The organism is Jannaschia sp. R86511, assembly GCF_042466345.1.
Lineage (GTDB): Bacteria > Actinomycetota > Actinomycetes > Actinomycetales > JBBAYJ01 > Aquipuribacter.
Genome location: NZ_JAXHCD010000001.1, coordinates 2,393,405 through 2,418,437, shown reverse-complemented (window position 1 = coordinate 2,418,437; position 25,033 = coordinate 2,393,405). Strand labels below are relative to the sequence as shown.

21 protein-coding genes are annotated in these 25,033 nt (G+C 75.7%); 6 read left to right on the top strand and 15 right to left on the bottom strand.

Features of this window, described 5'->3' with window-relative positions; translation table 11 throughout:
* Positions 1-444: 444 nt before the first annotated feature.
* Positions 445-4,677, bottom strand: a complete 4,233-nt coding sequence (locus tag SJY06_RS11340; RefSeq protein WP_380167605.1) for a BTAD domain-containing putative transcriptional regulator — start codon at positions 4,675-4,677, stop codon at positions 445-447.
* A gap of 314 nt (positions 4,678-4,991) precedes the next feature.
* On the opposite strand from SJY06_RS11340, the gene SJY06_RS11335 reads away from it, so the two are divergent.
* From SJY06_RS11335 to SJY06_RS11325, 3 genes are all read left to right on the top strand, one after another.
* Entirely contained in the window at positions 4,992-5,522 is a 531-nt protein-coding gene (locus SJY06_RS11335; RefSeq protein WP_380167603.1) for a hypothetical protein, read from the top strand.
* A gap of 505 nt (positions 5,523-6,027) precedes the next feature.
* The gene (locus SJY06_RS11330; protein WP_380167601.1) at positions 6,028-7,152 is read left to right on the top strand and encodes a DUF418 domain-containing protein; all 1,125 of its coding nucleotides are present in this window, start codon (positions 6,028-6,030) and stop codon (positions 7,150-7,152) included.
* Between the two features lie 69 nt (positions 7,153-7,221).
* Positions 7,222-8,928, top strand: coding sequence for a metallophosphoesterase family protein (locus tag SJY06_RS11325; RefSeq protein ID WP_380167599.1), 1,707 nt, complete (start codon positions 7,222-7,224; stop codon positions 8,926-8,928).
* 21 nt (positions 8,929-8,949) lie between these two features.
* Here SJY06_RS11325 and SJY06_RS11320 read toward each other — a convergent pair whose 3' ends face one another.
* From SJY06_RS11320 to SJY06_RS11290, 7 genes are all read right to left on the bottom strand, one after another.
* The gene (locus SJY06_RS11320; protein ID WP_380167597.1) at positions 8,950-9,702 is read right to left on the bottom strand and encodes a MerR family transcriptional regulator; all 753 of its coding nucleotides are present in this window, start codon (positions 9,700-9,702) and stop codon (positions 8,950-8,952) included.
* Positions 9,695-10,921: an MFS transporter gene (locus SJY06_RS11315; RefSeq protein WP_380167595.1), complete on the bottom strand. Its 1,227-nt coding sequence runs from the start codon at positions 10,919-10,921 to the stop codon at positions 9,695-9,697. Before SJY06_RS11315 ends, SJY06_RS11320 begins: the two co-directional genes overlap by 8 nt.
* Before the next feature lie 45 nt (positions 10,922-10,966).
* Positions 10,967-11,476: a nuclear transport factor 2 family protein gene (locus SJY06_RS11310; RefSeq protein ID WP_380167593.1), complete on the bottom strand. Its 510-nt coding sequence runs from the start codon at positions 11,474-11,476 to the stop codon at positions 10,967-10,969.
* A 65-nt stretch (positions 11,477-11,541) separates the two neighbouring features.
* Positions 11,542-12,456, bottom strand: coding sequence for a helix-turn-helix transcriptional regulator (locus SJY06_RS11305; protein ID WP_380167591.1), 915 nt, complete (start codon positions 12,454-12,456; stop codon positions 11,542-11,544).
* Positions 12,457-12,481: 25 nt separating this feature from the next.
* Positions 12,482-14,197, bottom strand: a complete 1,716-nt coding sequence (locus SJY06_RS11300) for an RNA polymerase sigma factor (protein WP_380167589.1) — start codon at positions 14,195-14,197, stop codon at positions 12,482-12,484.
* Positions 14,198-14,215: 18 nt separating this feature from the next.
* Positions 14,216-15,037 (bottom strand): L,D-transpeptidase, encoded by an 822-nt coding sequence (locus SJY06_RS11295; RefSeq protein WP_380167587.1) that lies wholly within the window; start codon positions 15,035-15,037, stop codon positions 14,216-14,218.
* Positions 15,038-15,076: 39 nt separating this feature from the next.
* Positions 15,077-15,565, bottom strand: a complete 489-nt coding sequence (locus SJY06_RS11290) for a hypothetical protein (protein ID WP_380167585.1) — start codon at positions 15,563-15,565, stop codon at positions 15,077-15,079.
* Between the two features lie 42 nt (positions 15,566-15,607).
* Here SJY06_RS11290 and SJY06_RS11285 point away from each other — a divergent pair, with 42 nt between their 5' ends.
* On the top strand, positions 15,608-16,063 hold the full coding sequence (locus tag SJY06_RS11285) for a hypothetical protein (RefSeq protein WP_380167583.1): 456 nt from the start codon (positions 15,608-15,610) through the stop codon (positions 16,061-16,063).
* A gap of 53 nt (positions 16,064-16,116) precedes the next feature.
* On the opposite strand, the gene SJY06_RS11280 is transcribed toward SJY06_RS11285, so the two are convergent.
* The 6 genes from SJY06_RS11280 to SJY06_RS11255 all read right to left on the bottom strand — a co-directional run bounded on the left by SJY06_RS11280 (position 16,117) and on the right by SJY06_RS11255 (position 20,875).
* On the bottom strand, positions 16,117-17,664 hold the full coding sequence (locus SJY06_RS11280) for a hypothetical protein (RefSeq protein WP_380167581.1): 1,548 nt from the start codon (positions 17,662-17,664) through the stop codon (positions 16,117-16,119).
* Positions 17,665-17,704: 40 nt separating this feature from the next.
* On the bottom strand, positions 17,705-17,923 hold the full coding sequence (locus SJY06_RS11275) for a hypothetical protein (RefSeq protein WP_380167579.1): 219 nt from the start codon (positions 17,921-17,923) through the stop codon (positions 17,705-17,707).
* A 108-nt stretch (positions 17,924-18,031) separates the two neighbouring features.
* Positions 18,032-18,220, bottom strand: coding sequence for a hypothetical protein (locus SJY06_RS11270; protein ID WP_380167577.1), 189 nt, complete (start codon positions 18,218-18,220; stop codon positions 18,032-18,034).
* Between the two features lie 101 nt (positions 18,221-18,321).
* Entirely contained in the window at positions 18,322-19,434 is a 1,113-nt protein-coding gene (locus tag SJY06_RS11265) for a PP2C family protein-serine/threonine phosphatase (protein ID WP_380167575.1), read from the bottom strand.
* A gap of 122 nt (positions 19,435-19,556) precedes the next feature.
* Positions 19,557-20,399: an Fpg/Nei family DNA glycosylase gene (locus tag SJY06_RS11260; protein WP_380167573.1), complete on the bottom strand. Its 843-nt coding sequence runs from the start codon at positions 20,397-20,399 to the stop codon at positions 19,557-19,559.
* Complete coding sequence (locus tag SJY06_RS11255) at positions 20,399-20,875, bottom strand: ribose-5-phosphate isomerase (protein WP_380167571.1); 477 nt, start codon at positions 20,873-20,875, stop codon at positions 20,399-20,401. The genes SJY06_RS11260 and SJY06_RS11255 overlap by 1 nt, the downstream gene beginning before the upstream one ends.
* 9 nt (positions 20,876-20,884) lie before the next feature.
* Between SJY06_RS11255 and SJY06_RS11250 the strand changes: the two genes are divergently transcribed.
* Positions 20,885-21,688, top strand: a complete 804-nt coding sequence (locus SJY06_RS11250; protein WP_380167569.1) for a DUF429 domain-containing protein — start codon at positions 20,885-20,887, stop codon at positions 21,686-21,688.
* Positions 21,689-21,703: 15 nt separating this feature from the next.
* Here the strand turns inward: SJY06_RS11250 and SJY06_RS11245 are convergent, their stop codons facing one another.
* Positions 21,704-22,381 (bottom strand): DsbA family protein, encoded by a 678-nt coding sequence (locus SJY06_RS11245; protein ID WP_380167567.1) that lies wholly within the window; start codon positions 22,379-22,381, stop codon positions 21,704-21,706.
* A 75-nt stretch (positions 22,382-22,456) separates the two neighbouring features.
* Here SJY06_RS11245 and pepN point away from each other — a divergent pair, with 75 nt between their 5' ends.
* A complete protein-coding gene (gene pepN, locus SJY06_RS11240) occupies positions 22,457-25,033 on the top strand; it encodes an aminopeptidase N (protein WP_380167565.1) in 2,577 nt (858 codons plus the stop codon).

The following is a 25,033-nucleotide window of genomic DNA, read 5'->3' as shown; positions in this document are numbered from 1 at the left end:
GGACAGGCGCGGAGGACGAAGTTCTCCACTATAGGCAGGCGCGTACTCCACTCCCGGGTCAGAACTCCCGTAGGGCACCCGGTAGCTGTTCGGTGACAGCGACGAGGCGCCCGAGTCCGGCCCGGGGCGGGATGAGACCGTGCGCGGCCAGATCTGTGGGCGCTCAGCCGGGGGCACACATCGTCGACCCTCAGCGCGTGCCCGCTGCGTGCCCGATGAACGGCACAACCGCCCCGTCTGAAGAGCAACAAGGCGCAGTCGGCTCCGCTGGGGTGCAGATCAGCGTGCGTGCAGGTTGCAGCCGCAACGCGTCGGCGGACGCTGACCTCGCTTCCAAGCTGGTCGTGCGGGTTCGATTCCCGTCACCCGCTCTCGCGCTCGTGGCGCCTCTCCGGCCGGCGGCCTCGTCTCCGCCGGGTTCGGCACCGTCGTCCACGGCTGGGCTCAGGGGGCCGGCAGCTCCGGGCAGGTGGGGCGGACGGGGCCCAGGGAGCCGAGATGCGTGGTCCACTCCGTCCCGGTGAGGTTGCGACCTGCAAGCCTGCAGGCGGCCTCGAGCTGGTGGGCGGGGTCGAGGTCCCAGACCGCGACGCCGTGCTCGTCGGTGACGGCGAGGGCCTTGCCGTCCGGGCGGAGGTAGGCGGAGAAGCTGAGCGGCGCCGACGACAGGACGGGGTCGCCCAGTCGCCTGCCGCTGGGCACGTCGTAGACCGACACGGTCTGGTCGTGGGACGCGGCGATCAGGACGCTGCTGTCGTCGCTGAACTGGAGGGAGCTGACCTCACCCCGCGCCCCGGGGAGGTCCTGCAGGGGCTCGAGCGTGCCCAGGTCGTAGCGTGTCACCTCTCCTCCGGTCGCTCCGACGAGGACTCCGTCCAGGCTCACGCTCGTGATGTCGGCCCCGGTCATCGGACCGACCAGGAGCGCGCCGGTGCGGCCGTCGTGGACCGTGGTCACGCTGCCGTCCTGGGTGCGGGCCGTGACCACGACCCTCCGACCACCGGCCGTGGCCGAGACGGAGCTGGCGGCCCCGCCGGCGTCGATGGCGGGTCCGCCACGGCGCCGCGTCGTGGCGTCGATGGTCCAGACCTGGCCGTCGAGCAGGCCGCAGTAGGCACGGTCGCCGTCGGCGGACGCCCAGACGTGGTCGCACTCGGGCCCGATCCGTTCGCCGGCGACGACCCGGCTGCTGTCCACGTCGAACCAGGCGAACTGCTGCTGCTGCGCGCGCATGCCCACGAGCGTGTCCCGCCCGGCCCATCCGACGCCCTCGATGCCGGCCTCGCTCACCTCGTCCAGGGCGTCGACCTCCCGGTCGGCGACCGGGTCCCACAGGGCGTAGTCCGCGAACTGCGCGGCGCTCGTGGTGACGGTGTCGCGCGCGGCCACCACGAGGGTCGAGCCGTGGTCGGTGTCGTAGCCGTCGGCGAGCGCGTACCCCTCGGCCGTCAGGGAGGTCACGGGCCCGCTGCCGTCCAGGCGCCACCGGGACACCACCGGGGCCTCCCCGCCGAAGGACACCAGCTCGCGGCCGTCGGCGGTGACCGCGAGCGACCCGACACGGCCGAGCTGGGGATCCAGCTCCACCGAGGTGGGAGCCCCCGTCAGCAGGTCGTGCTGCTGGACCTGCCCGTAGTTGTTGCCGCACCACAGCGCCCCTGCCTCGGCCGAGACCGCGAACGCAGGGCACGGGTCGGGGTGGGTCTCGCGCAGGTCGCGAGCCCACCGGACGCCGTCCTCGTCCACGGCCACCAGCCCGTTGTTCCCTGCGCCGACCACCTCGTCGGTCAGGACGACCAGGTGCTGGTTGGTCGATCGCGCCGGCACGTCCACGCTGCGTACGACCTGCAGGGTGACCGGATCCACCACCCGCAGGACCTCGGCGAGCGAACCGACCCGCAGGAGGCCGTCAGGGCCGAACGCGACCGCCGCCGAGCTGCGGATCCAACGGTCGTCACCGACCGGCTGCGGCACCCCGGCCAACCGGCCGACGAGGGCGCCGTCGCTGGTCCGGTGCACCACGACGTCCCCGGCCTCACCGCCCGCGACCGCGACCCGCGAACCGTCGTCGTCGATGGCGACGTCGCCGGCCGTGAACGGGACCACCGTGGGTCCCATGACGCGCCGACCGCTCCCCACGTCGTGGACGGTGATGCTGGCGCAACCCGCCAGGGCGCCCGCGGGCAGGTCGCACGGGTCGGCCGGGTCCGGCACGGCCAGCGTGACCACACGGGAACCGTCGCGGCTGACCCGGATGCGCGCCGTCGTCCCGGCGCCTACGGACGAGCGCCCGAACCGGGCGTCGAGACCCCCGCCGTCCAGGTCCAGGAGCGCCGGAGGCCCACCGTCGACGGACACCACCGCCGTGACCGAACCGGGGACCACGTCGCCCGTCACCCATCGAGCACCTGGCAGGTAGCGATGGCCCAGGAACCCGGGATCGGTGGTGAACACCCCGAGCAGCGCGCTCCTGGTCCTCGCGTCGTCGGGCCACCGCCGTACCGCCTCCACCGCCAGGAGGGCGGCGACGTCCCGCTCGGAGCCGCGGAGCTCACGCGCCGCGGCGACCAGCCCTTCCAGGGCCGCCTCGTCCAGCGCCTCGCGGGCCACGTCCCGCTGGTCGCGGGCTTCCCGGGCCTGCGCCACCGCGAGCGCACCCGAGACGAGGGCCACGACCAGCAGGGCAGCCATGCTGACCAGGAGCACCCGCAGCCGCCGGGCGCGTCGGGACTCCTCGAGGACCCGGCCCTCCAGGGCACGGCGCTCGGACCCGGCGTGCTCGCGTGAGGCGGTCAGGAACTGCGTCTCCACCGCCGTCAGCACCGGTCCCGCCGACTCGCAGTAGTCCAGCGCGGTCTCCAACCGGCCGCCGCGGTACAGCTCGGTGACCGGTCGACCGAGCGACTCCCAGCCCTCCGCGGCGACGGTCAGGTGGCGCAGGGTGCGCCGCCCCGCCCCCTCCTCCTCGAGCCAGGCCCGCAGGCGCGGCCACGCCCGGGCGAGCGACTCGTGGGACATCTGCACGCTGTCGTCCTCGACGGTGAGCAGCCGGGCCCGGACCAGCAGCCCCAGCACGACCTCCAGGTCGGCGTCGCCCCTCAGGCTGCGCATCGCGACGCGGCAGCGGACGGGGTCCCCGTCCGGGGACGGTACGACCAGCCTGAGCAGGAGCCAGCGCAGGGTGGCTCGCCGGTGCGGGGAGAGACCGTCGAAGAGCCGGTCGGCCGAACGGGCCACGGCCCCCCGGATACCGCCGCTCGCCCGGTAGCCCTCGATCGTCAGCACCGACCCGTCCCGGCGCTGCCAGGTCTCCACCAGGGCGTGCGAGAGCAGCGGCAGGGCCCCCGGCTGCCCCTCCACGTCCCGGACCAGGAGCTCGACCAAGCCGGGCTCGACCCGCAGACCGGCGTCGACCGCCGGGCGTTCGACCACCTCCCGCAGGGCGTCCCCGTCGAGCGGGGGCAGCAGGTAGAGCCCTCGCTCCGCGAGGCGGCTGAACGCGGTGTCGGCGGTCAGCGCCGCGAGCCGGTCCGCCCGGACCGTCACGACGACGGGCGCGACGTCGAGGGCGTAGGCCGCGAGCCGGGCGAGCGTGTCGGCGGGCGGGGAGGTCCCCGCCACGGCCTCCTCCAGCTGGTCGACGACCAGCACCGGGGCCGAGGTCCCGCTGACCGGGATGGTGAACGTCCCGTCCAGGCCCGGCACGACGACCACGACGTCGCGGCCGGTGCGGACGAGGGCGGGGACGACGCCGGCTCGGACGAGCGACGACTTGCCGCAGCCGGACGGCCCCGCGACGACGACCAGCGGGGAGGTGCGGAGCCGTGCCAGGCAGGAGGCGACGTCGGCGTCGCGCCCGAAGAGAGGGTCGCCGACGTCGTGGTGGGACAGGCCCTTGTACGGGCAGTCCTGCGACACCACCCGAGGTCGGGGCACCGGTCGCAGGGTGGGGTCCTGGTGCAGGATCGACGTCTCGAGGCGGACCAGCTCCTCCCCCGGGTCGATGCCGAGCTCGTCGCGCAGCAGGCGCCTGGCCCGCTGCAGGGAGCCCAGGGCCTCGGCCTGTCGGCCGCAGCGGTACCTGGCCAGGGCGAGGAGGGCCCACCGCCGCTCCCGCAGCGGCTCCTGCGCGACCAGGACCTCGGCCTGCGCGGCCACCTCGCGGTGCTCGCCGACGGCGAGACGGCACTCGAGCAGGTCCTCCTGCGCGCCGGCGTGGAGCTCCCGCAGCCTCGCGGACTCCGCCACGGCCGGCGGCCAGCCGCCGAGCAGGGTGAAGGGGTCGCCGCCCCACACCGCCACGGCCCGCGCCAACGTGGTCGCGGCCCGGTCGGGCTGACCGTCGCGCGCCAGCTCCCGACCGCGTCGGACGAGCTGCTCGAAGGCGTCGACGTCGAGGCCGAGCACCTCCGCGACGAGCCGGTAGCCGCCCTGTGCCGTCTCGATGGCATCGTGACCCAGCGCCTTGCGCAGCCGCACCACGCAGATCTGCACCTGCTTGGACCACGACGGCGGTGGCACGCCGGCCCAGACCGCCTCGGCGATCTCGCCAGGAGGCACGACGTGCCCCCGCCGCACAGCGAGTGCGGTGAGGACCAGACGGTGCCGTGGCGTCAGGGAGGCCTCGGACGGCTCGGTCGGGTCGAGCATCACCGGGCCGAGCAGCCGCAGGCTCATGGTCGAGTGTCCGACCAGGGGCGACGGCGGTCAACGGCCCGGATCGCGACCGGATACCGACCGGATACCGGGTGGAAGGTGCCTGGATACCGGTCCTCGGCAGGGTGGTCGTCCGTCGCCGGCAACCCGGCCCCGACCAGGGAGACCCCCATGAGCCCACGTGCTCGCACCTCAGCCATCACCTCCGCCCTCGCCCTGTCCGTCGCCCTGTCCGTCGCCCTGTCCGTCGCGCCTTCACCGGCGCGCCGACGGCGACGGCGTCCGACCACAGGTCCGTCGACCAGACCGAGCTCGTACCGACGACCCTCGACTCGGTGTTCGCCCCGTGGGACTGCAGGCTCCGGGCAACCGGTCCCGTCTGCACGGGTGACCGCTTCGTCGACACGGGGTGGGAGCCGGCCGACTGGCCGTGCGACGTCCCGGTCTACGGCCGCTACGTGTCGTCCCGTCGGAGCACGAGGTTCTACGACCTCGACTACCTGAACTACGACCGCCGGTTCCGCAGCCACGACGTCGACCACCTCAGTCGCTTCCCGGACGGCCGCGACGCCGCGACCATCACCTCCAGGGTCCGGTTCACCGAGCCGTTCGCGGTCCCGGGCGACGACTCCACGATCACCGTCATCAGCACCGGGACCATCTGGGACATCCGGACGGCCACCGGGCGGTCCCTGTTCCTCGTCGTCGGCACGCTGGTCGAGCCACCCGACGCCGAGCCCACGTTCACCGGTCAGGTGACCGTCGACGCGGTCAGGACGCGCTACAGCGACGCCCCCCTGTCGACCTTCTTCAGCGAGGACCTGTTCGTGAGCACGGTCTGCGAGGCGGTCGCCGCCGCCGGCTGACCCGTGTGGGGATGACGACGCAGCGCCAGGCGGGCGACTTGCAGGTGGCACGGTCGGGGAACCAGGGTCCTCTGCGTCGTCCGCCCCGGCTCGGTCGACGACAGGTCGGAGTCAGTGCCCACCTGAGGCTCCCGAGGCGGGAGGGCCGGGGTCGGGTCTGCCGTAGGTGCGAGGCAGAAGGGTGACGGCGACTCGCGTCAGATCGCGGGCGCTGGTGGCGCGGTCTGGTCCGCCACCCGAGTGGTAGACGCGACGGATCCGGCAGCCCGGGGCTGCAGGTCCGCCTCCATGCAGGCCACAGCCGCGAAGAACCAGCGGACGCCGACCACACTCCCGAGCTGGTCGTGCGGGTTCCGTTCCCGTCACCCGCTCCGCAGCACCGCTGCCCCGAGCCGCTGAGGTGGATGAACGGCGAGGGATCCCGCGGCGAGCTCGCGGAAGCCGCGCTGCACGCGGGAGGCACCCGCTTGAGTGTGCCGTGGGGGCCGGGTGTCCACTGCCGGCCGTGGACACCCGCAGGGCACCCGTGCCCACCGACCTGAGCACCACGGCGACCACCCGCCCTCCCCCGGCGGCAGAAGCCGTCCCGACCCCCGACCGGGGGGCTCGGGTCGTCGCGCTGGACGTGCTGAGGGGCTTCGCCCTGTGCGGGATCCTCCTGGTCAACATCGCGCCGCTGACGTCGTTCGGCTACGACGTGCCGCGCCCGTCGCCCAACCTGTCCGACCCCAGCGGGTGGTTGCAGCTGCTGGTCCAGCAACGGTTCTTCCCCATCTTCTCCGTGCTGTTCGGGATGGGGTTCTCGCTGCTCCTGGCCTCGGCGGCGCGCCGGACGGCTCGACCGCGGCGGCTGCTGCTGCGTCGTCTGCTGGTGCTGCTGCCGCTCGGCGTCCTGCACCAGCTCGTCCACCCCGGTGAGGCGCTGGCGGTCTACTCCGTCGTCGGGCTGGTGGTGCTGCTGCCGTCCAGCTGGCTGCCGCGGTGGGCGGTGGCGGCGGCAGCGGTGGTGCTCCTGCCGGTCACGGTGCTGCTGGTCGGCGGCGGGTCGGTCCTGACCCCCTCGCTGTTCCTGCTCGGCTCGGCCCTGGTGCGCTACGGCGTGGTGCCGCAGCTGGACACCTCCCCCCGCGCCCCCGTCGTGCTCCTCGTCCTCCTCGCAGCCTTCACGGCGGCCTCGGTGCCCGCCGTGGCGTGGCAGCTCGCCGACCTGACGGGCTCAGGCTTCACCACCGCCTCGGCCGTCGCCGGGCTGACCCTGGCCGGCGTGTACGTCACCGGAGTGCTGCTGCTCCTGCGCACCCCGCTGCGGCGGGGGCTGGGGGTGCTCTTCGTCCCCCTGGGGCGGACCGCGTTGACCTGCTACGTGGCCGCGACCCCTGTCATGCTCCTGGCCGGGCACCTGCTGGACTGGCGGAACAGCGACTCCTGGACCCAGCTGCTCCTCGTCGGTGCGGCCGTCCTCGCGCTGCAGTGGGTGTTCGCCGTGCTGTGGCTGCGCCGCTACCACCAGGGACCGCTGGAGTGGCTGTGGCGGGCCGCCACGTGGGCGCAGCTGCCGCCCCTGCGACGGACGTCCGCCGAACGGCAGCGGGTCAGCGACGGTTCGACCGGTGTTCACCCGGCGGCCTGACTGCGTACCCCGGGGGGTCACGCGGGAGCGGTGGGCTCGGGGCCAGCCGTCGTCCCGAGGAGTACCGCCATGCGTCCCACGCGTCCCAGCCGCCCCAGCCGTCCTGACCGAGGTGCCCGGGCCGTCCTGCTCCTGGCCCTGGTCCTCGTCGCCACGGCAGGCCTGGTGCCGACCGCGGGCGCGGGGGCCCTCGCCGCCGCAGGCCCCTCCCCCGCGACACCGCCGGTGGAGTGGCGGGAGGGCTTCGACGGCGTCGGCGACGCGCTCCGGCCCCGGGTGTCCGACCCCGGCATCGCGCCGGGTGCCGTGGGCTGGACGCACGAGGGCCCGACCGGCTGGCGGGTGGAGAACGACGCGTCGCTGGCCGGGGGCGGGGTCGAGGAGTGGCGCGGGTGGAGCTTCACCACCCGGGAGTTCTGGACCGACGCGGAGGACCAGATGCGGGGCCGGTTCGGCCGCGCCCAGGACGTCATCGCGGTCGCGGACTCCGACGAGTTCGACGACGTGCCGGCCCCGGACCACACCTACGACACGACCCTGGTCTCGCCCCAGGTCCGGGTCCACCGCCAGAGCAGCCTCCGGCTCGGCTTCGACAGCCACTACCGGCAGTGGGCCGGGCAGAGCGCGACGGTGACCGTCGAGTTCGACGGCGACGGGGAGCACGTCGAGCTCGTGTCCTACGACTCCACCACGGTCGCCGACGACTACGACGGCAGGCTCGCCAACGCGCACGAGGCCGTCACGTTCGACGTGCCGGAAGGGGCCCGTCGGGCCGTGTTCCGCTGGCGCTTCACCGCGGAGCGCAACAGCTGGTACTGGGCCGTGGACAACGTCCGCCTGCAGCGGGCCCAGCCGGCGGTCACCGGGGACCCGACGTCGATGTGGGTGGTCAGCGACGTCCAGGGCCACCCCCGGGACCTGTCCCACGGCCTGGTCGACCTGCACGCGGCACGGCCCGACGCCGCCGCCCTGCTGATGGTCGGCGACCTGGTCGACTCCGGCGCGCAACCGGAGTGGGACGAGGTCGACCAGGTGATGGCCGAGCGGGCCGGCATCCGCCCGCCGCAGACCATCGCCGCGATCGGCAACCACGAGCGCTACGCCCCCGGCGGCTGGCCCGTGCTGCAGCAGCGCTTCCTCGACTTCGCCGACCGCGACCGGGTGTGGGGCGAGTACGTCGTGCGCGGGTCCGGCGGTGACGTCCCCGTACTGGTGCTCGGGCAGGACGCGGCCGGGCCCACCGACGTCCCGATCGGCGACGAGCAGATGGCCTGGTTCCGGGAGCGGCTGCAGCACTGGACCCAGCAGCGCCGGCAGGTCGTGGTCGCGACCCACTTCCCGCTCGGGGACACCGTGTCGGGCAGCTGGATCCCCTGGTACTCCGAGCACCACCAGCGCAACGACGAGCTCACCGAGCTGCTCGGGCGCCACCCCAACGTGGTCCTGCTCAGCGGGCACACCCACTACCCGCTGGAGCTGGGCGACTGGGCCGTGCAGCGGCGCACCGCCGGCGGGCACCCCGACGGCTTCTGGGCGGTCAACACCGGCGCGATGCACGTGGAGTGGGACGCCCGCGGTGAGAGCACGGTGGGCATCCGCGAGGTCGTCACCCGGGACGTCAACCGCGGGCTGACGATCGACGCCTACCCCGACCGGCTCGTCGTGCAGGCCCGGGACTTCGGCGTGGCCGGTCCCGACGGCGGCAACCTGGTCAACGAGGTCGTCCGCGAGGTCGAGATCCCCAGCCCGTTCCTCGCCCGCCGCTACGGGCGCTAGGCCGGGGTCGGTGGGTCGCGCCTACCCGCCGAGCTGCGCGACCACCCGCGCCAGGGCCCGGGCCTGGGCCGGGTTCAGCCGACCGTCCTCGACCGGGTCCGGCCAGCGGCCCACCGGGACCCGCGCCAGGGCCCGTCCGGTGGGCGTCTGCTCCAGCCGGGCGGTCATCGGCCGGAGCACGGCGACCAGCCGGTCCGCCACGCGGTCGACCTCTGCCGGGGGCGCGGCGGGGGCGAGCCGGTCGAAGTCCTGCGAGGCGGCGACCAGGCCGGGGTCGTCCTTCCAGGGCCGCAGCGTCTCGGCGAGGTCGCTCAGCGCCTGCTGGTTCAGGTTGTCGGGCCCGACGACCCGCGCGATGACCAGCAGCGTGTCCTGGTCGAGCCGGCTCAGCACGCCGGCGGCCTGCTCGGTCGGACCGAAGGACAGCAGCTCGGCCAGGCCCTCGGGCAGGTCGGCCCGCTCCCCGGTCCGGCGCAGGCGCGAGATCTGGCGCCGCTGCCCCTGCAGCCGCTCGATGGCGGCGAGCAGCTGGCGGTCGATCTCGTCGAGCAGGTCCTCGTCCGGAGTGGTGTCCAGCATCCGCTCGACCTGGTGCAGCGGGACACCCAGCTCGGTCAGCCGCCGGATGCGCAGCAGCCGCGCGATGGTGGCCAGGTCGTAGCTGCGGTAGCCGTTGGACCCACGGGCCGGCTCGGGCAGGACGCCGATCTGGTGGTAGTGCCGCAACGTCCGCACGGTGACCCCGGCGAGCTCGGCCACGTGCTGGCTACGCATGCTGCACCTCCGGCGCGACGTCGATCCGGCGCAGCGGCCGCAGCGCCACCGCCCCCAGCACCGCAGCGAACCACACCCCGGCGGCGACGGCGCCGGCCGCACCCAACGACACCTGCTCGACCAGCACCCCGGCCCCCAGCACGCCCACCGCGGGCGCCAGCGTGACCAGGGCGTTCTGCGCGCTCATCACCCGACCACGAAGGTCGTCCGGGATGGTCTCGATCATGACGACGCCGAACAGGGCACCGAGCGCACCCCCGAACAGCCCGAGGACCGCCGCGCCCGCCAGGATCCAGGCGACGCCCGGCAGGGCGCCGATGGTCCCCACCCCGACCAGGGACCCCAGCAGCGACACGGCCAGCCACGTCCGTCGGCGCAGCCGGGCCGCCGCCAGCGCGTAGGTCCCGGAGCCCACCAGCATCCCGGCCGCCAGGCAGGTCAGGACCAGACCGAGCCGGCCCTCCTCGCCGAGCAGGGTGAAGTGCACGGGCAGGACCAGGCCCTGCAGGGCGACCAGGACGACGACCAGCGCCAGGTTGACCAGGGTCACCGACAGGACCAGCGGGCTGCGCCGCGTCAGCCACACCAGGCCGGCCACCGCCTCCCCCACGCCCTGCCGCGCCGAGCGCCGCGGGGCGGACTCAGGCCGCCGCCCGATCCCGGCCGGCAGCAGCAGCGTGGTCAGGGCGGCGAGCAGAGCCAACCCCGCGGTCACCCACAGCGCGCCCGGCCCGCCCAGCAGGACGACGACCGAGGCCGCGGCGGCCGGGCCGACCATCATCGTGACGGCGGCGACGCTCTCCCGCAGCCCGATGATGCGCTCAGCGGGCAGGCCGCTGCGGCGCTGGACCGCCGGCACGAGCGTCTCGCGGGCGGTGATGCCGGGGACGTCGCCGAAGGAGGCCAGGACGCCGAACAGCACGAACCAGCCCAGCGACAGCCCCGTCACCAGGTCCACCACCGGCAGGGCGGCGATGGCGACCGCCGCGACCAGGTCGGTGACGACCGACATGGTCCGACGGTCGTAGCGGTCGATCAGACCGCCCATCAGCAGCCCCGCCAGCACGGCCGGGACGGCGGTGGCCGCCGCCACGATGCCGGCGTCCAGCGCGCTGCCCGTGGTGCTCAGCACCACCAGCGGCAGCACGACCGCGGCCATCGAGTTGCCGAGGGAGGAGAGCGCGTACGAGGCGAGGTAGACGAGCACGGATCTGTCCATGCCCTCCATCCGAAACCACGACGTCGCGTCGGGGTCAAGCCCTGCTCAGCGGGCCGGGTGCGGGGACAGGTCCGTCAGGCTGCGACCGGTGGCGAAGTCGGTGGGCACGGACACGTGGTCGTGCACCATCAGCCACTGCCCGCCGAGGTGTCGGAAGACGTTGGTCTGACGCACCCACAGGTCCGTGGCCTGCCCGGACATGGTGCCGTGCAGGCGCACCATCGCCCGGACGACCGCGAGGTCGCCGGCCCCGTGGACCTCGACGTCGGTGAGCTCGAGGTGGGGGACGCCCTGCCACGCGGCGAAGAACGACACCCAGTTGGCCCGCCAGCCCGCTCCGCCCCGGAACTCCAGCGGGGGCATCAGGTCGAAGGCGCTGAAGGCGTCGCCGTCGGCGTAGAAGGTCATCATGCCGTCGACGTCCTTGGCCTCGAACGTCGCCCGCCACTGCGCCATCCGCGCCAGCACCTGCTGCTCGACGGTGGCCTCGTCGGGACTCCTCGTCCCGGTCCTCTGCCCGGTGCTCTGCCCGGTGCTCTGCCCGGTCGTGGTCATGGTGACCTCCTGGTCTCGTGGGAGCACCAGGCTCGCCACGCGCGGCACGCGCCACCAGGCCGGGATCATCCGGGTACCGGCGCTACCCCCGTGCCGCTGCCGGCAGGCCCGCCGTGGTCCTCGTCGAGCAGGCGCCGGACCCGGTCCGCGTCCGCGTCGGTCTCGGGCGTGTAGACCACCAGACCCAGTCCGGGTGCGTCGTCGACGGCGTAGGAGGAGTACCAGAGGGCCAGCCGGCCCGCCTCGGGGTGCTGCAGGTGCTTGGTCCCCTGCCCCAGGGTGCCGACGTCACGGTCGTCCCACAGCCGGGCGAAGTCCGCGCAGTCGGACCGCAGCCGCTCGACCGTCGCCCGCGCCTGCTCCCCGCCCCAGCGGCTCAGCTCGAGCCGGAACGTCGCGACCGCGAGCCGGGCCTCGTGCTCCCAGTCGACCAGCAGCGACCGGGCGGCGGGCGTGCAGAACAGGATGCGCAGCACGTTGCGCTCCCCCGGCGCCAGGGCCGGGTAGTCGGTGAGCACGGCGCGGGCGGCGTCGTTCCAGGCCAGCACGTCCCAGGCCGCGGACTTCACGTAGGCCGGGCTGAGCGGCAGCCCGGCCAGCAGCCGCGCGTACTGCGGCGACAGCGGCCCGGCGGACGGGGCGGGATCGTCGCCGCGCGACAGGAGCAGCAGGTGCTCGTGCTCGGCGGGGGTCAGCAGCAGCGCCCGCGCGAGGGCCTGGAGCACGGCGGCCGACGGCGACCCACCGCGCCCCTGCTCCAGGCGGGTGTACCACTCCACGCTGATCCCGGCCCGGGCCGCGACCTCCTCGCGCCGCAGACCGGGCGTGCGCCGCCGACCGGTGCTCGGCAGGCCCAGCACGCCCGGGTCGAGGCGCTCCCGCCGGGACCGCAGGAAGGCACCCGGCCCGTGCTCGACGTCCCGCGCCACGGCGCCCCCTCTCCCGTCGGTCTCGTCGACCATGATGAGCGCGGCGGCCACCCGGCACGACCCGGGACCAGGGACCTCACGCCGGTGGCGGGGCGAGCGTGGCAGGCCCGGTCGGGGCCCGCGTGACGGGAGCGACCAGGCGGACGGTGACCTCGTCGGCCCCGGGGGCGCGGAAGGTCACCCCACCGCCCCGGCCCGCCGTGAGCCGGCTCACCTGCACCTCCGTCCGCCCACCGGCGGGGACGAGCAGGACGTCGGGGGCGGCCGTCAGCCCGGCCGAGGGGACGACGCGCACCTCGAGCGGCCCTCCGCCGGTCTGCGCCACCGACAGGGTCACCGACGACCCCGGTGCGGGGCCGAGCGTCACGTCCGCCCCGTCGCCACCGGGACGGACGACGAGCCGCACGACCTCCACCGGCTCCGGATCGGCGTCGGGCGTGCTCGGGACCGGCGGCGACGGGGTGGGGATCACCGGCGTGCGCACCGGGGTCACCGGGTCCGACGGGACCGGGTCCGGGTCCGGGTCCGGGTCCGGGTCCGGGTCCGGCGTCGGCGTCGTCGGCGGCGGCGATGGCGTCGTGGGCGTCCCGACGGCCCGGGTCGCGGTGGGCCGGCGGACGGCCACGTCCGCGACCGTCGGCCCGGTCCGTGCGTCGACCGACGTCGGCACCACGGCCGGGGGGGCGACGGCCTGCAGCGGGTCGGGCGACGACGGGGCGGGGCGGAGCAGACCGGTGCCGGCCGCCAGACCGACGCCCAGCAGCAGGGCGGCGACCACGAGACCGACGACCGTCACCACGGTCGCGCGGGGGACGGCGACGCCGGACGGGCGGTCGGACGACATCCCGTCGGTCCCCTCGGCCCCGTCGGCCCCGTCGGGGCCCGCCGGCCGGGCGCCGAGCACCGCCAGGTCCGCCTCGCCGGCGGGCGGCCAGCCGTCGTCGGGCCAGGCCCCGCCGGCCCCGGTCACCGGGGCGCCGGAGCCGACCAGGTCGAACCGCTCCAGCACCCGGTCCCGCAGGTCCGCGGGCAGGAGCACGAGCGGGAACGCCGTGGCCAGCGCGGCCGGGGACAGCGCGGCCCGCTCCGTGGCCTCGCAGTCCGGGCAGGAGCGGACGTGCCGCACGACCCGCTTGCGCCACAGCGTCGAGAACGTGCCGTCCCAACCCGCGAGCAGCCCGTCGAGCCCGGCGCAGCCGTCCCGGCCGCGCCGAGCCACCAGCAGCGCCCCCAGCGAGGCGCGCAGCCGCTGGCGGGCCCGGCTGAGCAGCTGGTGGGCGTTGTCCTCCTGCACGCCCAGGGCGGCGGCCACGGCGGCCCCCGACAGCTCCTCCCCGTAGGCCAGCTCCAGCACCAGACGGTCCCGGTCGTCCAGCCCCGCGCGGGTGTCGGCCATGAGCACGCGCAGCTCCTCGCCCCGCACCCGCTCGTAGCCCTCCACCGCGGGAGCCGCGGTCTCGAGGTCCTCGACGGCGTCGGTCAGGACGGTCCGGGACGCCCGGCGCACGTGGTTCACGACCTCGTGACGGGCCACGGCGAACAACCAGGCGCGAAGGTTCGCGGGCTCGCGCAGGCCGTCCAGCCGTTGCGCGGCGGCCAGGAACGTGTCCTGGGTGACGTCGGCGGTGGCGTCCCGGTCGCGCAGCAGCCGCAGCGCGAGCGCGTGGACCCGGGGGGCGTAGCGGTCGTAGATCTCGCCGAGCGCCTCCCGGTCCCCCGCGGCCGCCGCGAGCGCCAGGTCGGCGTCGCGGCGGCCACCGGCACCAGGGCCCGGGGGCTGGTCCGTCGGCATGGTCCGAGACTCATCCCCTCAGGCCCGGATGTCCACGGGTACGCCCAGCGGGAGGACCGAGGCGAGCTCGCGGACCACGTCGTCGGGCACCCGGATGCAGCCGTGGGACACCGCCTGGCCCAGCAGGTCGGGCCGGTCGGTGCCGTGCAGGCCGATCTGGCCGTCGCCGCCGGCGAACTCGGTCAGGGTCGGCGACCAGGCCGACAGGCCGAACGCGTACGGCCCGTAGACGCCGCCGTCGGGCGCCCGGAGCTTGTCGGTGACGGCGAACCGACCGGTGGGCGTCGGGTTCTCCGGCGAGCCGACCGCCACCGTCACGGTGAGCACCGGGACGCCGTCCTCGCTGAGCACCAGGGTGCGCTCGCTCAGGTCGACGGCGATGTGGTGCCGGACGGCCTCGATGCTCACGTCGTCCGCGCGGACCCAGCCCTGCCGGGTGTCGGCGCGGACCGGGACGACGACCTGCAGCCAGCGGCCGTCCGGGCTGGCCTGCAGCACCCGGAAGGTGCGCCGGCTGCCGTAGGACGTCTCCGCCGGGACCTCCAGGCCGGGGGTCGTGCCGTCCGGGGACGGGTGGACGGTCACGGCCGTGGTGGCCACCGCCACGGCGTGGGCGGGTTGCTCGGCGGCGTCGGAGGCCCCGGGGGCTCCGGTGGTCGCGGGAGCCCCGGTGGTCCCGGGAGTCGTGGGGCCCGCGGGGGGCCCGCTCGTCCCGGCCGGCGAGGCGACGGCGACTGCGGGCACGGGGGCGGGTGCGGCCGCGCGGTCGCTGCCGCAGGCCGTCAGGGCGAGGGTGGAGGCGAGGGCTCCCGCCAGGACGAGGGCGAGGGGGGTTCTCATGGTGGTCGTCTCCTCGGGCCGGTCGGTCGACGTCGGCGCTCAGCCGGTGAACGACGGGGTGTCGTCGTCGGGGGGCTCGCACTCCGCCGGTTCGGCGTCGATGACGACGTCGGCCCCACCGGGCAGCGGGATCCGCAGCGTCGCGGGCGGCTCCTCGGTGCCGGGCTCGTCCAGGCACGGGTCGGTGGGCACCTCCGTACCGCGGCTCGGCTCGCCCGTGGGCTCCGGGTGCTCGCAGTTGTCGACCACCTGGCCCTCGGCGTCGTGGCCCGTGCAGGGGGCCAGGTTGCCCGGCCCGGGCGGGACCTGCGGCTCCGGGTCGTCGTCGGGGTCGGTGGGGAACGGGTCGTCCGGGGCCGTGGTGACCGGGGCCAGGTCGCCGGGGCCGGTCGGTGCCGTGGTCGCGGCCACGGCCGCGCCCGACGTCAGCCCGGCCGCGGCCAGGGTGAGCAGCAGCGCGGCGGCCAGGGCGGTCGGGCGGCGGGTCGCCAGGGTGGTGGTGCCGGTCCTGTGGCTGGTCCTGTCCATGGTGTCCTCCGGTGTCGGTGGCCCGGCCGTGCGCCGGGCTCGATGGTCAGGACGGTCCGGGCCGGTGTTCCTGACACTTTCTGCGAGGGCGGGCGGGGACAGTCAGGAACCGCTGCCCGGCGGCGTCCCCTCCGTGTGACCGCGAACGCCGCGGCACCAGCAGGAGGCACCTCATGTCCAGCACGTCACCCACCGCCCGGTCCGCCCTCGGCGCAGCCGTCAGCCCGGACGGCCGGCTCGTCGTCTCGCGCGGCTACGGCTACGCCGACGCCGAGGCCGGCACCCCGTCCGACGACGACATCGCGGCCGGCGCCGCGGCGACGGGCACGCCGGTCGAGTGGTACGAGGCCACCACCGTGCAGCACCTCCTGCCCGACCTCGGCCCAGTACCGGGCGGCCTGGCAGGAGGCCGTCGCGGACGGGTTCCGGACCGCCGCGGTCGCCGGCTACCAGGCCGCCGGCGCCGCGCGCTGGGCGGCGGTGTGGCGGCCGCCCTGATCAGGGGACCAGGTCGCTGCGGCTGCTGCCGGTGCCGGCGGACCGGGGCCGGCCTACTCGTCGGGGTCGGACCGGAGCCGGAGCACCGTGTACCGGCCGACGACCGTCTCCTCCACGTAGTGCTCGCGCAGCGCCCGCGTGCCGGCCCGGTCGTCGATGCCCCAGGTCGCCAGCGACGACCCGGTCAGCAGGACCCAGTCCGGCGCCCGCGGGCCGCTCAGCAGGCGGCTGAGCTCCTGCAGCCGGGGGTCCCGGGCCCGCACGGGCAGGCTCCACAGGTCCGGGTACGGGCTGGCGAGACCCGCGCCGTGCAGGATGTCCGGGTGGCCGTAGGCGATCACGGCGTCGTCGCCCGGTGACGCGTTGGCCCGCAGCCAGCTGATGACCGCGTCCTGGGGCCGGGCGGGCGGGTCGGCCACCACGGTGACCAACGCCACCACGGCGGCGACTGCGGCCCAGCCCAGGGGCAGCAGCGCCGCCCACCGGTCCCGGGGGCGCGAGCCCTCGCGGGTCTGCACCACGGCCATGGCCAGCACCAGCCCGGTGGTGAAGCAGATCAGGTACGGCGGCCAGTAGCTCGCACCGCCCAGCACGGCGAAGGACTCCCAGGCCAGCACCGCCAGCAAGGGCACGCGGAGGTCCACCGCGCCCTCGGCGGCGGGGCGGCGGGCCGCGACGGCCGCCAGCAGAAGCAGCAGGGGCGCCCCGCTGAGCAGGAAGGCCACGACCAGGTCGACCAGCCGGTCGCTGGTCGCCGAGCTCGCCGAGGAGCCGATGACCGCGGCCGCCTGCACCCGGAACACCACGACCGCGTCCCACAGCCCGCGCGGGTCCGTCCCCAGCCGGGCCGCCCAGGTGACGGCCGCGACCACGGCGAGCAGGAACCCGCCGGTGAAGGGGCCCAGGTCCCGGGGGCGCAGGTGGTGCACCCGGTGCGAGCGCCGCCCCACCAGCAGCAGCGCGACCACGAGCACCACGACGTCCCACTGGTTCTGCTTGACCAGGACGGCGGCGGCCCCCGCGGCGCCGGCCGAGGCCAGCAGCGCCGCGCGCGGACCCGACGCCGGGGCGCGGACCGCCGCGAGCACCAGCGCCGCCCCGCCCAGCACGAGCGGGGCCGCGATCAGCTCGCCGTTGACCTCGGCCGTGCCGAACAGGGGCGTGGACAGGAACACGGCGGCGGTACCGCCGCACGCCAGCCCGGCGCGCGGGCGCGAACGTCCCGCGGCGACGAGCCAGCCCAGCGCGGCGGCGGCCACCACGGCGGTCGCGACGACCAGCAGGCCGAGCGCCCGGAGCCCCTCCGGCCCGCCGAGGCGGTCCGCGACGGCGAAGAACGCGAGCAGCAGGGGCGGGCGGTCCACCCAGTAGTCGCCGTACAGCGACAGCCCGGGGCCCAGCTGGGAGGCGATCATCAGGTACCCGGCCTCGTCCCGGCTCGGCGGGCTGCCGAGCAGCGGCAGCCGGGCCACGACGGCCAGCCCGGCGAGGACCGCGACCCACGCGACGAACCCCCGGCGCCGCGACCGCGGGTGCCGCGACGGGCCTGCGCCGGCCGGGGCGGGCTGCGGGTCCTCGGCCAGCAGCACGGCGCTGCTCACCGGGTGCTCACAGCGTGCTCACGCAGCGCCCACCAGGCGCTCAGCCCTGCTCCCGCCGGCGCAGCGCCAGCGACGACGCCAGCAGGCCCACGGCCAGGACGGTCCAGAAGCACGCCAGCACCACCTCGAAGGTCCGGCCGTCGGCGGCCGGCCACAGCCAGCTGAGGACCGCGACCAGACCGATCAGGCCCGTCAGCCCGAAGCCCTGTCGCGACGTGCGCGTCAGCTGCCACCACGGCGTGCTCCTCCCCCCGGCCACGACAGCCACGGTAGCGACCGGCCGACCGGCGTCGGAACCGGGCGTCGCGCCCGGCAGCGGCGGGCCGGCGAGCAGGACCACCCGGGCCGGTGGCCGCCGCACCCGCCCTCAGGAGCCGCGGCCCTCGCCCGCGCGCCGCTCGCGCTCGGCCCGCTCGGCGCGCATCCGCGTCCGGGGGTCGTGGGCCTCGTCCAGGTGCGCGGGCCCGGCCACCGTCAGCAGGGCGTACCGGATGTTCCACCGCACCCGGTACCAGAACCCGACCGAGCCGCCGCCCGCCGTCCGCTCTCGTCCCACCGTCGTCCTCCTGTCCGGTCGCGCCCGTGCGTCGTGTGCCGTCGTCCCGTGTGCCGTCGTCCCGTGCGCCGTCGTGCTCTCGTGCCGTGGTGCCTGCGCCGTCAGTCGCGCCAGAGGACCACGACCGTGCGGTCGTCGTCGCCGTTGCCCCGTGGCGCGTCGACCCCGGCCGCGGCCGCCCCCCGGTAGCCCTTGCGCACGTGGCGGGCGAGCTGGCCCGTCAGCCGGTCCACGCCGTAGCTCAGGTCCCGGCCCCGGGCCTCCACCACGCCGTCGGTGTAGACCACGAGCGCGTCCCCCCGGTCGAGCCGACCGCTCACCTCGGCGTAGGAGCCGTTGACCAGCAGGCCGAGCGCGGGCTCGGGGCTGGTGGCCAGCACCCGCCAGGTGCCGGAGCCCGCCCGGTGCTGCACCGGCGGCGGGTGCCCGGCGCTGCGGACCGTGAAGGCCCCGGTGCAGGGGTCCAGCACCAGGTGCACGGCCGTGGCGAAGCCCTCGGCCCACTCCTGCCGCAGCAGGTAGGCGTTGGCCGCGGGCAGGAACTCCTCCGCCCGCGACCCCGACATCAGGCCGCTCAGCCCGCCGGACAGCAGCAGCGCCCGGGTGCCCGCCGCCTGCCCCTTGCCGGACACGTCGACCACGGCCACCTCCAGCGCACCCGGCCAGTCCGGGGCGCGACCCCCCACCGGGTGGGCGACGTCGGACTGCTCGCGCACCGAGGCGAGCACGAAGTCACCCGAGAAGCCCTCGCCGTTGGCCGAGCGCTGCGCCACCTCCATGCGGACGCCCTCGGGCATCCGCGCCGGCAGGGACTGCGCACGCAGCCGGTCCCGCAGGTCGACGAGCATGTCCTGGCCGGTGTTGCCCTGCACGCCCAGCACCTCGCGGGTGCGGACGAAGAAGGCCAGCAGCGCGGCCGTGAGCACCAGGACCAGCACCACGCCCGGCGAGATGTCGTCGTCGCGCAGCACCGCGGACAGCACCACCGAGCCGATCAGGACCAGGTAGTAGACGAGCAGGTACCGCAGCTGCATGAAGTAGGCCGCGAGCAGGATGAGCAGCACGGCCGACGCGGCCGGCACCCACCGGGTGTACATGCCGCTGGCCAGGGCGAACACGATCGCCGCCGCCGCGAACACGATGAGCACGGCGGGCTGGTTGCGCGGCCACCCGCCCATCCAGCCCCGCACCGTCGCGTAGCGGGAGCGGACCATGGTGGCTGAGCGTAGGGGTCCGGACGGGGCAGGGCGACACCGTCCCCACCCCGACCGCACCCCCGGGTGTCAACGGTGCTGGTCACACGACGTGCAGGCCGTCTGCACCCGGGCGGCGCACCTCAGCCGGCCTGGCAGGTCGGGCACCAGTACAGCCGGCGCCCGAGGAGGTCGGCGACCTCGACCGTGGTCCCGCACAGCCGGCACGGGCGGCCGTGCCGCCGGTAGACGTAGTGGGCGTCCTCGCGCCGGGCGGGTCCGCTGCGCCGTTCCCGGTGCTCGCGCTCCGTCGTGATGATCCGGCCCGAGCGGGCACCCGCCCGCATCAGCACGACGAGGTCGTCCCAGACCGCCGTCCACTGCTGCGCCGTGACGGCCGAGCCCGGGGTGCGGGGGGCGAGCCCGGCCCGGAACAGCACCTCGGCGCGGTACACGTTGCCCACGCCCGCGACCACCGACTGGTCCATCAGCAGGGCCGCGACTCCCTGCCGCGAGCGCGACAGCCGCGCGGCGGCCCGTCCGGGGTCGGCGTCCGGGCGCAGCGGGTCCGGCCCCAGCCGCGCCAGCAGAGCCGCCCGGCCGACGTCGTCCAGCAGCTCGCACGCCGTGGGGCCCCGCAGCTCCGCCCACACCGGGCCGGAGCCGGAGCCGGTGTCGGTGTCGGTGCCGGGCCCGACCAGGCGCAGCCGCAGCGCGCCCCGCGGCTCGGGCGGCTCGCCGCTGCCCATGGCCCACTTGCCGAACAGGCCCAGGTGCACGTGCACCCAGCGGTCGGCCCCGGGCGGGGCGTCGAAGCGCAGCAGCAGGTGCTTGCCCCACGCCTCCGTCGACCGCAGCACCTGCCCGTCCAGGGCCGCGGCCCCGGCGCTGAACCGGCCCTGCGGGCTGGCCAGCGCCACCGGGGCCCCGGCGAAGCGGGCCGCCAGCTGGCGGGCGTGGCGGTGGACGGTGTGGCCCTCCGGCATCAGCTGCCGTCGGGCAGCGGGGGCAGCTCGCCGTCGGACTCCCAGCGGGTCAGCTGGTCGATGCGGCGCTGGTGGCGCTCGTCGCCGCTGAAGGGCTCGGCCAGGAACGTGCGGACGAAGCCGGTGGCCTCCTCGGCCTCGTGCATCCGGCCCCCGACGGAGATGACGTTGGCGTCGTTGTGCTGCCGGCCGAGCCGGGCCGTGTCCTGGCTCCAGGCCAGCACGGCCCGCACCCCCGGGACCTTGTTGGCCGCGATCTGCTCGCCGTTGCCCGAGCCGCCGACCACGACGCCCAGGCTGCCCGGGTCACCGGCCACGGCCAGGGCGGCCCGCAGGCAGAACGCCGGGTAGTCGTCGAGCGGGTCGAGCTCGACCGGACCGTGGTCGACGACCTCGTGGCCGTCGGCGGCCAGGGTCGTCGCCAGGTGGGTCTTGAGCTCGAAGCCTGCGTGGTCGGAACCGATGTGGACGCGCACGGTGGCATTGTGGCCGATGTGCGCGTCATCGGGGTCGACGGGGTGCGCGAGCGCTGGGTCGCCGCCACGCTCACGCTGGACCCGGACGGCGGCAGCGCCCCCGCGGTGGCGTGGACGGTGGGCCCCGCCGCGGAGGTCCTGGCCCCGGTGGCCGAGCCCGACGTCGTCGCCGCGGGCGTCGACATGCCGGTCGGGCTGGTCGAGCGGGGGCTGCGCTCCTGCGAGGCGGCGGCGCGCGAGCGGCTCGGCCGGGGCGCCAGCAGCATCTTCACCACCGCCCCCGTGGCGGCGTTCCGCGTCGCCCGGACCCGGCTGCGCGCGCACGGCGGCCTGGACCTGGCGTCCCGGGCGGAGGCCGACGCGGCGTCACGGGCGAGCGGCGGAGGGGGCGTGTCGACCCAGTCCTGGATGATCGCGGCCAAGGTGCTCGAGGTCGAGGACGCGGTCCGCGCGCTCGGCCCCGCCGGCGAGCGGGTCGTCGAGGTCCACCCCGAGACCTCCTACGCCGTGATGGCCCGCCACTTCGGGCTGGGCCCGGTGCCGTCCAAGCTGTCCGCGCCCGGGGTGGCGCTGCGCGTGCGGCTGCTGGAGCGCACCCTGCCCGGCCTCGACGTGCTGACGGCGCTGGCCGAGGTGCCCGTGGGGACCTCGGCCCGCGAACGCGTGCCCGTCGACGACGCCCTGGACGCGCTGGCCGGGGCCTGCTCGGCCCTGCGCCACGCCTACGGCCAGGCGCAGGTTCTGGGCGCCGGCACCGACGCGGTGTGGTCCGACGGCGCGCCCGCCCCCGGGCGCGCCGTCATCGTGGTCTGAGCCCGACCGGGCGGCTCAGTCGAAGACGGGTCCCTGCGAGCGGCTGCGCTTGAGCTCGTAGAAGCCGGGCGTCGCGGCGACGAGCAGCGTGCCGTCCCACAGCCGACCGGCGGCCTCGCCCTTGGGGGCCGGGGTGACGACGGGGCCGAAGAAGGCCGTGCCGTCGAAGGCGACGACCGGTGTGCCGACGTCCTCACCGACCAGCCCGATGCCGGCGGCGTGGCTCTCGCGCAGCGCGTCGTCGTGGGCGTTGCTGGTCGCGGCCTCCGCGAGCCCGGCGGGCAGGCCCACCTCGGCCAGCGCCTCGACCACGACGGCGTCCCAGTCCTGGCGGCCGCCGGGGTGGATGCGGGTGCCGATGGCGTCGTACAGCGCCTTGATCACGTCGTCGCCGTGGGCCTGCTGCGCGGCCACGACCACGCGGACCGGGCCCCAGGCCCGCGTCATCATGTCGCGGTACTCCTCGGACAGGTCCCGGCCCTCGTTGAGCACGGCCAGGCTCATCACGTGCCAGCGGACGGTCACGTCGCGGACCTGCTCCACCTCGCCCATCCACCGGGACGTCATCCAGGCCCACGGGCACACGGGGTCGAACCAGAAGTCGGCCACGGCGGTCTTCGCCGGGCCGCCGCCGGCGGCGGCGGGGTCGATGCTGCGGTCGCTACGGTCGGTGCTGCTCGCGTCGGTGGTCACGTCCGGGGCAACCGGGCGCTGCCGCCCCTCATTCCGCACCCGCCCGTCGCGGTCACGACGTGACAGGATCGTCCCGTGCCCGGAACCAACCTCACGCGCGACGAGGCGCAGGCCCGTGCCGCTCTCGTCGAGTCCCACAGCTACGACGTCGACCTGGACCTGACCCTCGGCGAGGAGCACTTCGCGTCCCGCACGGTGGCCCGCTTCCGGCTGCGCGAGCCCGGGACCACCTGGCTCGACCTGGTGGCCGACCACGTCGAGCGGGTCGAGGTCCGCGCCGCCGGCCGCGCGTACTCCCTGGACCCCGCGCACGTGCACCACGACTCCCGGCTGTGGCTGCACGACCTGCCCGCGGGCGACGTCGAGGTCACCGTGCAGGCCCGCTGCCCGTACATGAACACCGGTGAGGGGCTGCACCGCTTCGTGGACCCGGTGGACTCCGAGACCTACCTGTACACGCAGTTCGAGGTCGCCGACTCGCGCCGGGTGCTGGCGGTGCTCGAGCAGCCCGACCTCAAGGCCACGTTCGCCTTCACCGTCACGGCCCCCGCGCACTGGCAGGTGACCTCGGTCTCCCCCACTCCGACCCCGCAGCCCGCCGCCGACGGCACCGCCACGTGGCGCTTCGCCCCCACGCCGCGGCTGTCGTCCTACGTCACGGCGCTGGTCGCCGGGCCCTACCACGTCGTGCGCGACGAGCTCGTGAGCCGCGACGGCCGGACGGTGCCGCTGGGGGTGTTCTGCCGGGCCTCGCTGGCCGAGCACCTGGACGCCGAGGAGATCCTCGACACCACGCGGCGCGGCTTCGCCTACTACGAGGAGGCGTTCGACCAGGCCTACCCGTTCGAGAAGTACGACCAGCTGTTCGTGCCGGAGTTCAACGCCGGGGCGATGGAGAACGCGGGCTGCGTCACGTTCACCGAGACCTACGTCTTCCGGTCCAAGACCGCCGAGGCCTTCCACGAGCGCCGCGCCGTCACCGTGCTGCACGAGCTGGCCCACATGTGGTTCGGCGACCTGGTGACCATGCGCTGGTGGGACGACCTGTGGCTCAACGAGTCGTTCGCCGAGTTCGCCTCCACCCTGGCCACCGCCGAGGCCACCCGCTGGGACCAGGCCTGGACCACCTTCTCCGCCATGGAGAAGTCCTGGGCCTACCGGCAGGACCAGCTGCCCACGACGCACCCGGTCATCGCCGACATCCGCGACCTGGAGGACGTCGAGGTCAACTTCGACGGCATCACCTACGCCAAGGGCGCCAGCGTGCTCAAGCAGCTGGTGGCCTGGGTGGGGCGCGAGCAGTTCTTCGCCGGGCTGCGCGCCTACTTCCGCGCCCACGCGTGGGGCAACACCGTCTTCTCGGACCTGCTGAGCGAGCTGTCGACCGCCAGCGGCCGCGACCTGGACGACTGGGTGCAGCGCTGGCTGCTCACCTCGGGCGTCACCACGCTCGGGGCCCGGATCGACGAGGCGGCCGACGGCACCATGGAGCGGGTCACGCTGCGGCAGAGCGCACCCGCGGAGCACCCCGTGCTGCGCCCGCACCGCCTCGCGGTCGGCTGCTACGAGCTGGTCGACGGCGCGCTCGTGCGCACCCACCGGCTCGAGCTCGACGTGGACGGCGAGCAGACCGACGTGCCCGGTCTGGCCGGGCGTCCCCGCCCCGCGCTGCTGCTGCTGAACGACGACGACCTGGCCTACGCCAAGGTCCGCCTCGACCCCGTGTCGCTGGCCACGGCCACGGCGCACCTGTCGGCGCTGGGCTCGTCGATGGCCCGCAGCGTCGTGTGGGGTGGCGCGTGGGACATGCTGCGCGACGCCGAGACCGGCGCCGGCCGGTTCGTCGACCTGGTGCTGGGCAACGTGGCCGCCGAGACCGAGTCGTCGGTCGTGCTGACCCTGGTGCGCCAGCTGTCCGTCGCCGCGCGGCTGTACACGGCCCCGCCCAACCGGGCCGCCACCGCCGAGCGGGTGGCCGACGGGCTGTGGGACCTGGCCCGGCAGGCGCCCCCGGGCAGCGACATCCAGCTGCAGGCCGTGCGGGCGTTCTGCGGCTTCGTCCGCCGGGCCGAGCACGTCGAGGTGGTGCGCGGCCTGCTGGGCGGGGTGCTCGAGCTGCCGGGCCTCACGGTGGACACCGACCTGCGCTGGGACCTGGTGGGCGCCGTGGCCGGGGCGGACGAGGACGGGTCGCTGCGCGCCGACGAGCTGGTCGCGGCCGAGCTGGCCCGCGACGACACCGCCTCCGGGCAGCGGGCGGCCGCCGGCGCGCTGGCCGCCCGGCCCACCGTGCAGGCCAAGGAGGAGGCGTGGGCGCGGGTGCTGTCCGGCGAGCTGCCGAACGCGGTGTCGGCGGCCACCATCGCCGGGTTCGCCCGGACCCCGGAGCCGGAGCTGCTCGAGCGTTTCGTCGACCGGTACTTCGACTCCCTGCTGCCGCAGTGGCACGAGCGGACCAACGAGATGGCCCAGCAGTTCGTCACCGGGATGTACCCGGCCGCCCTGGTGAGCACCGACGTGCTGGCCCGGGGCGACGCGTGGCTGGCCGGGAACCCCGACGCCCCGGCCGGGCTGCGGCGGCTGGTGCTGGAGAACCGGGACGGCACGGCCCGCGCCCTGCGGGCCCACGAGCGGGACCTCGCCGGGGGCTGA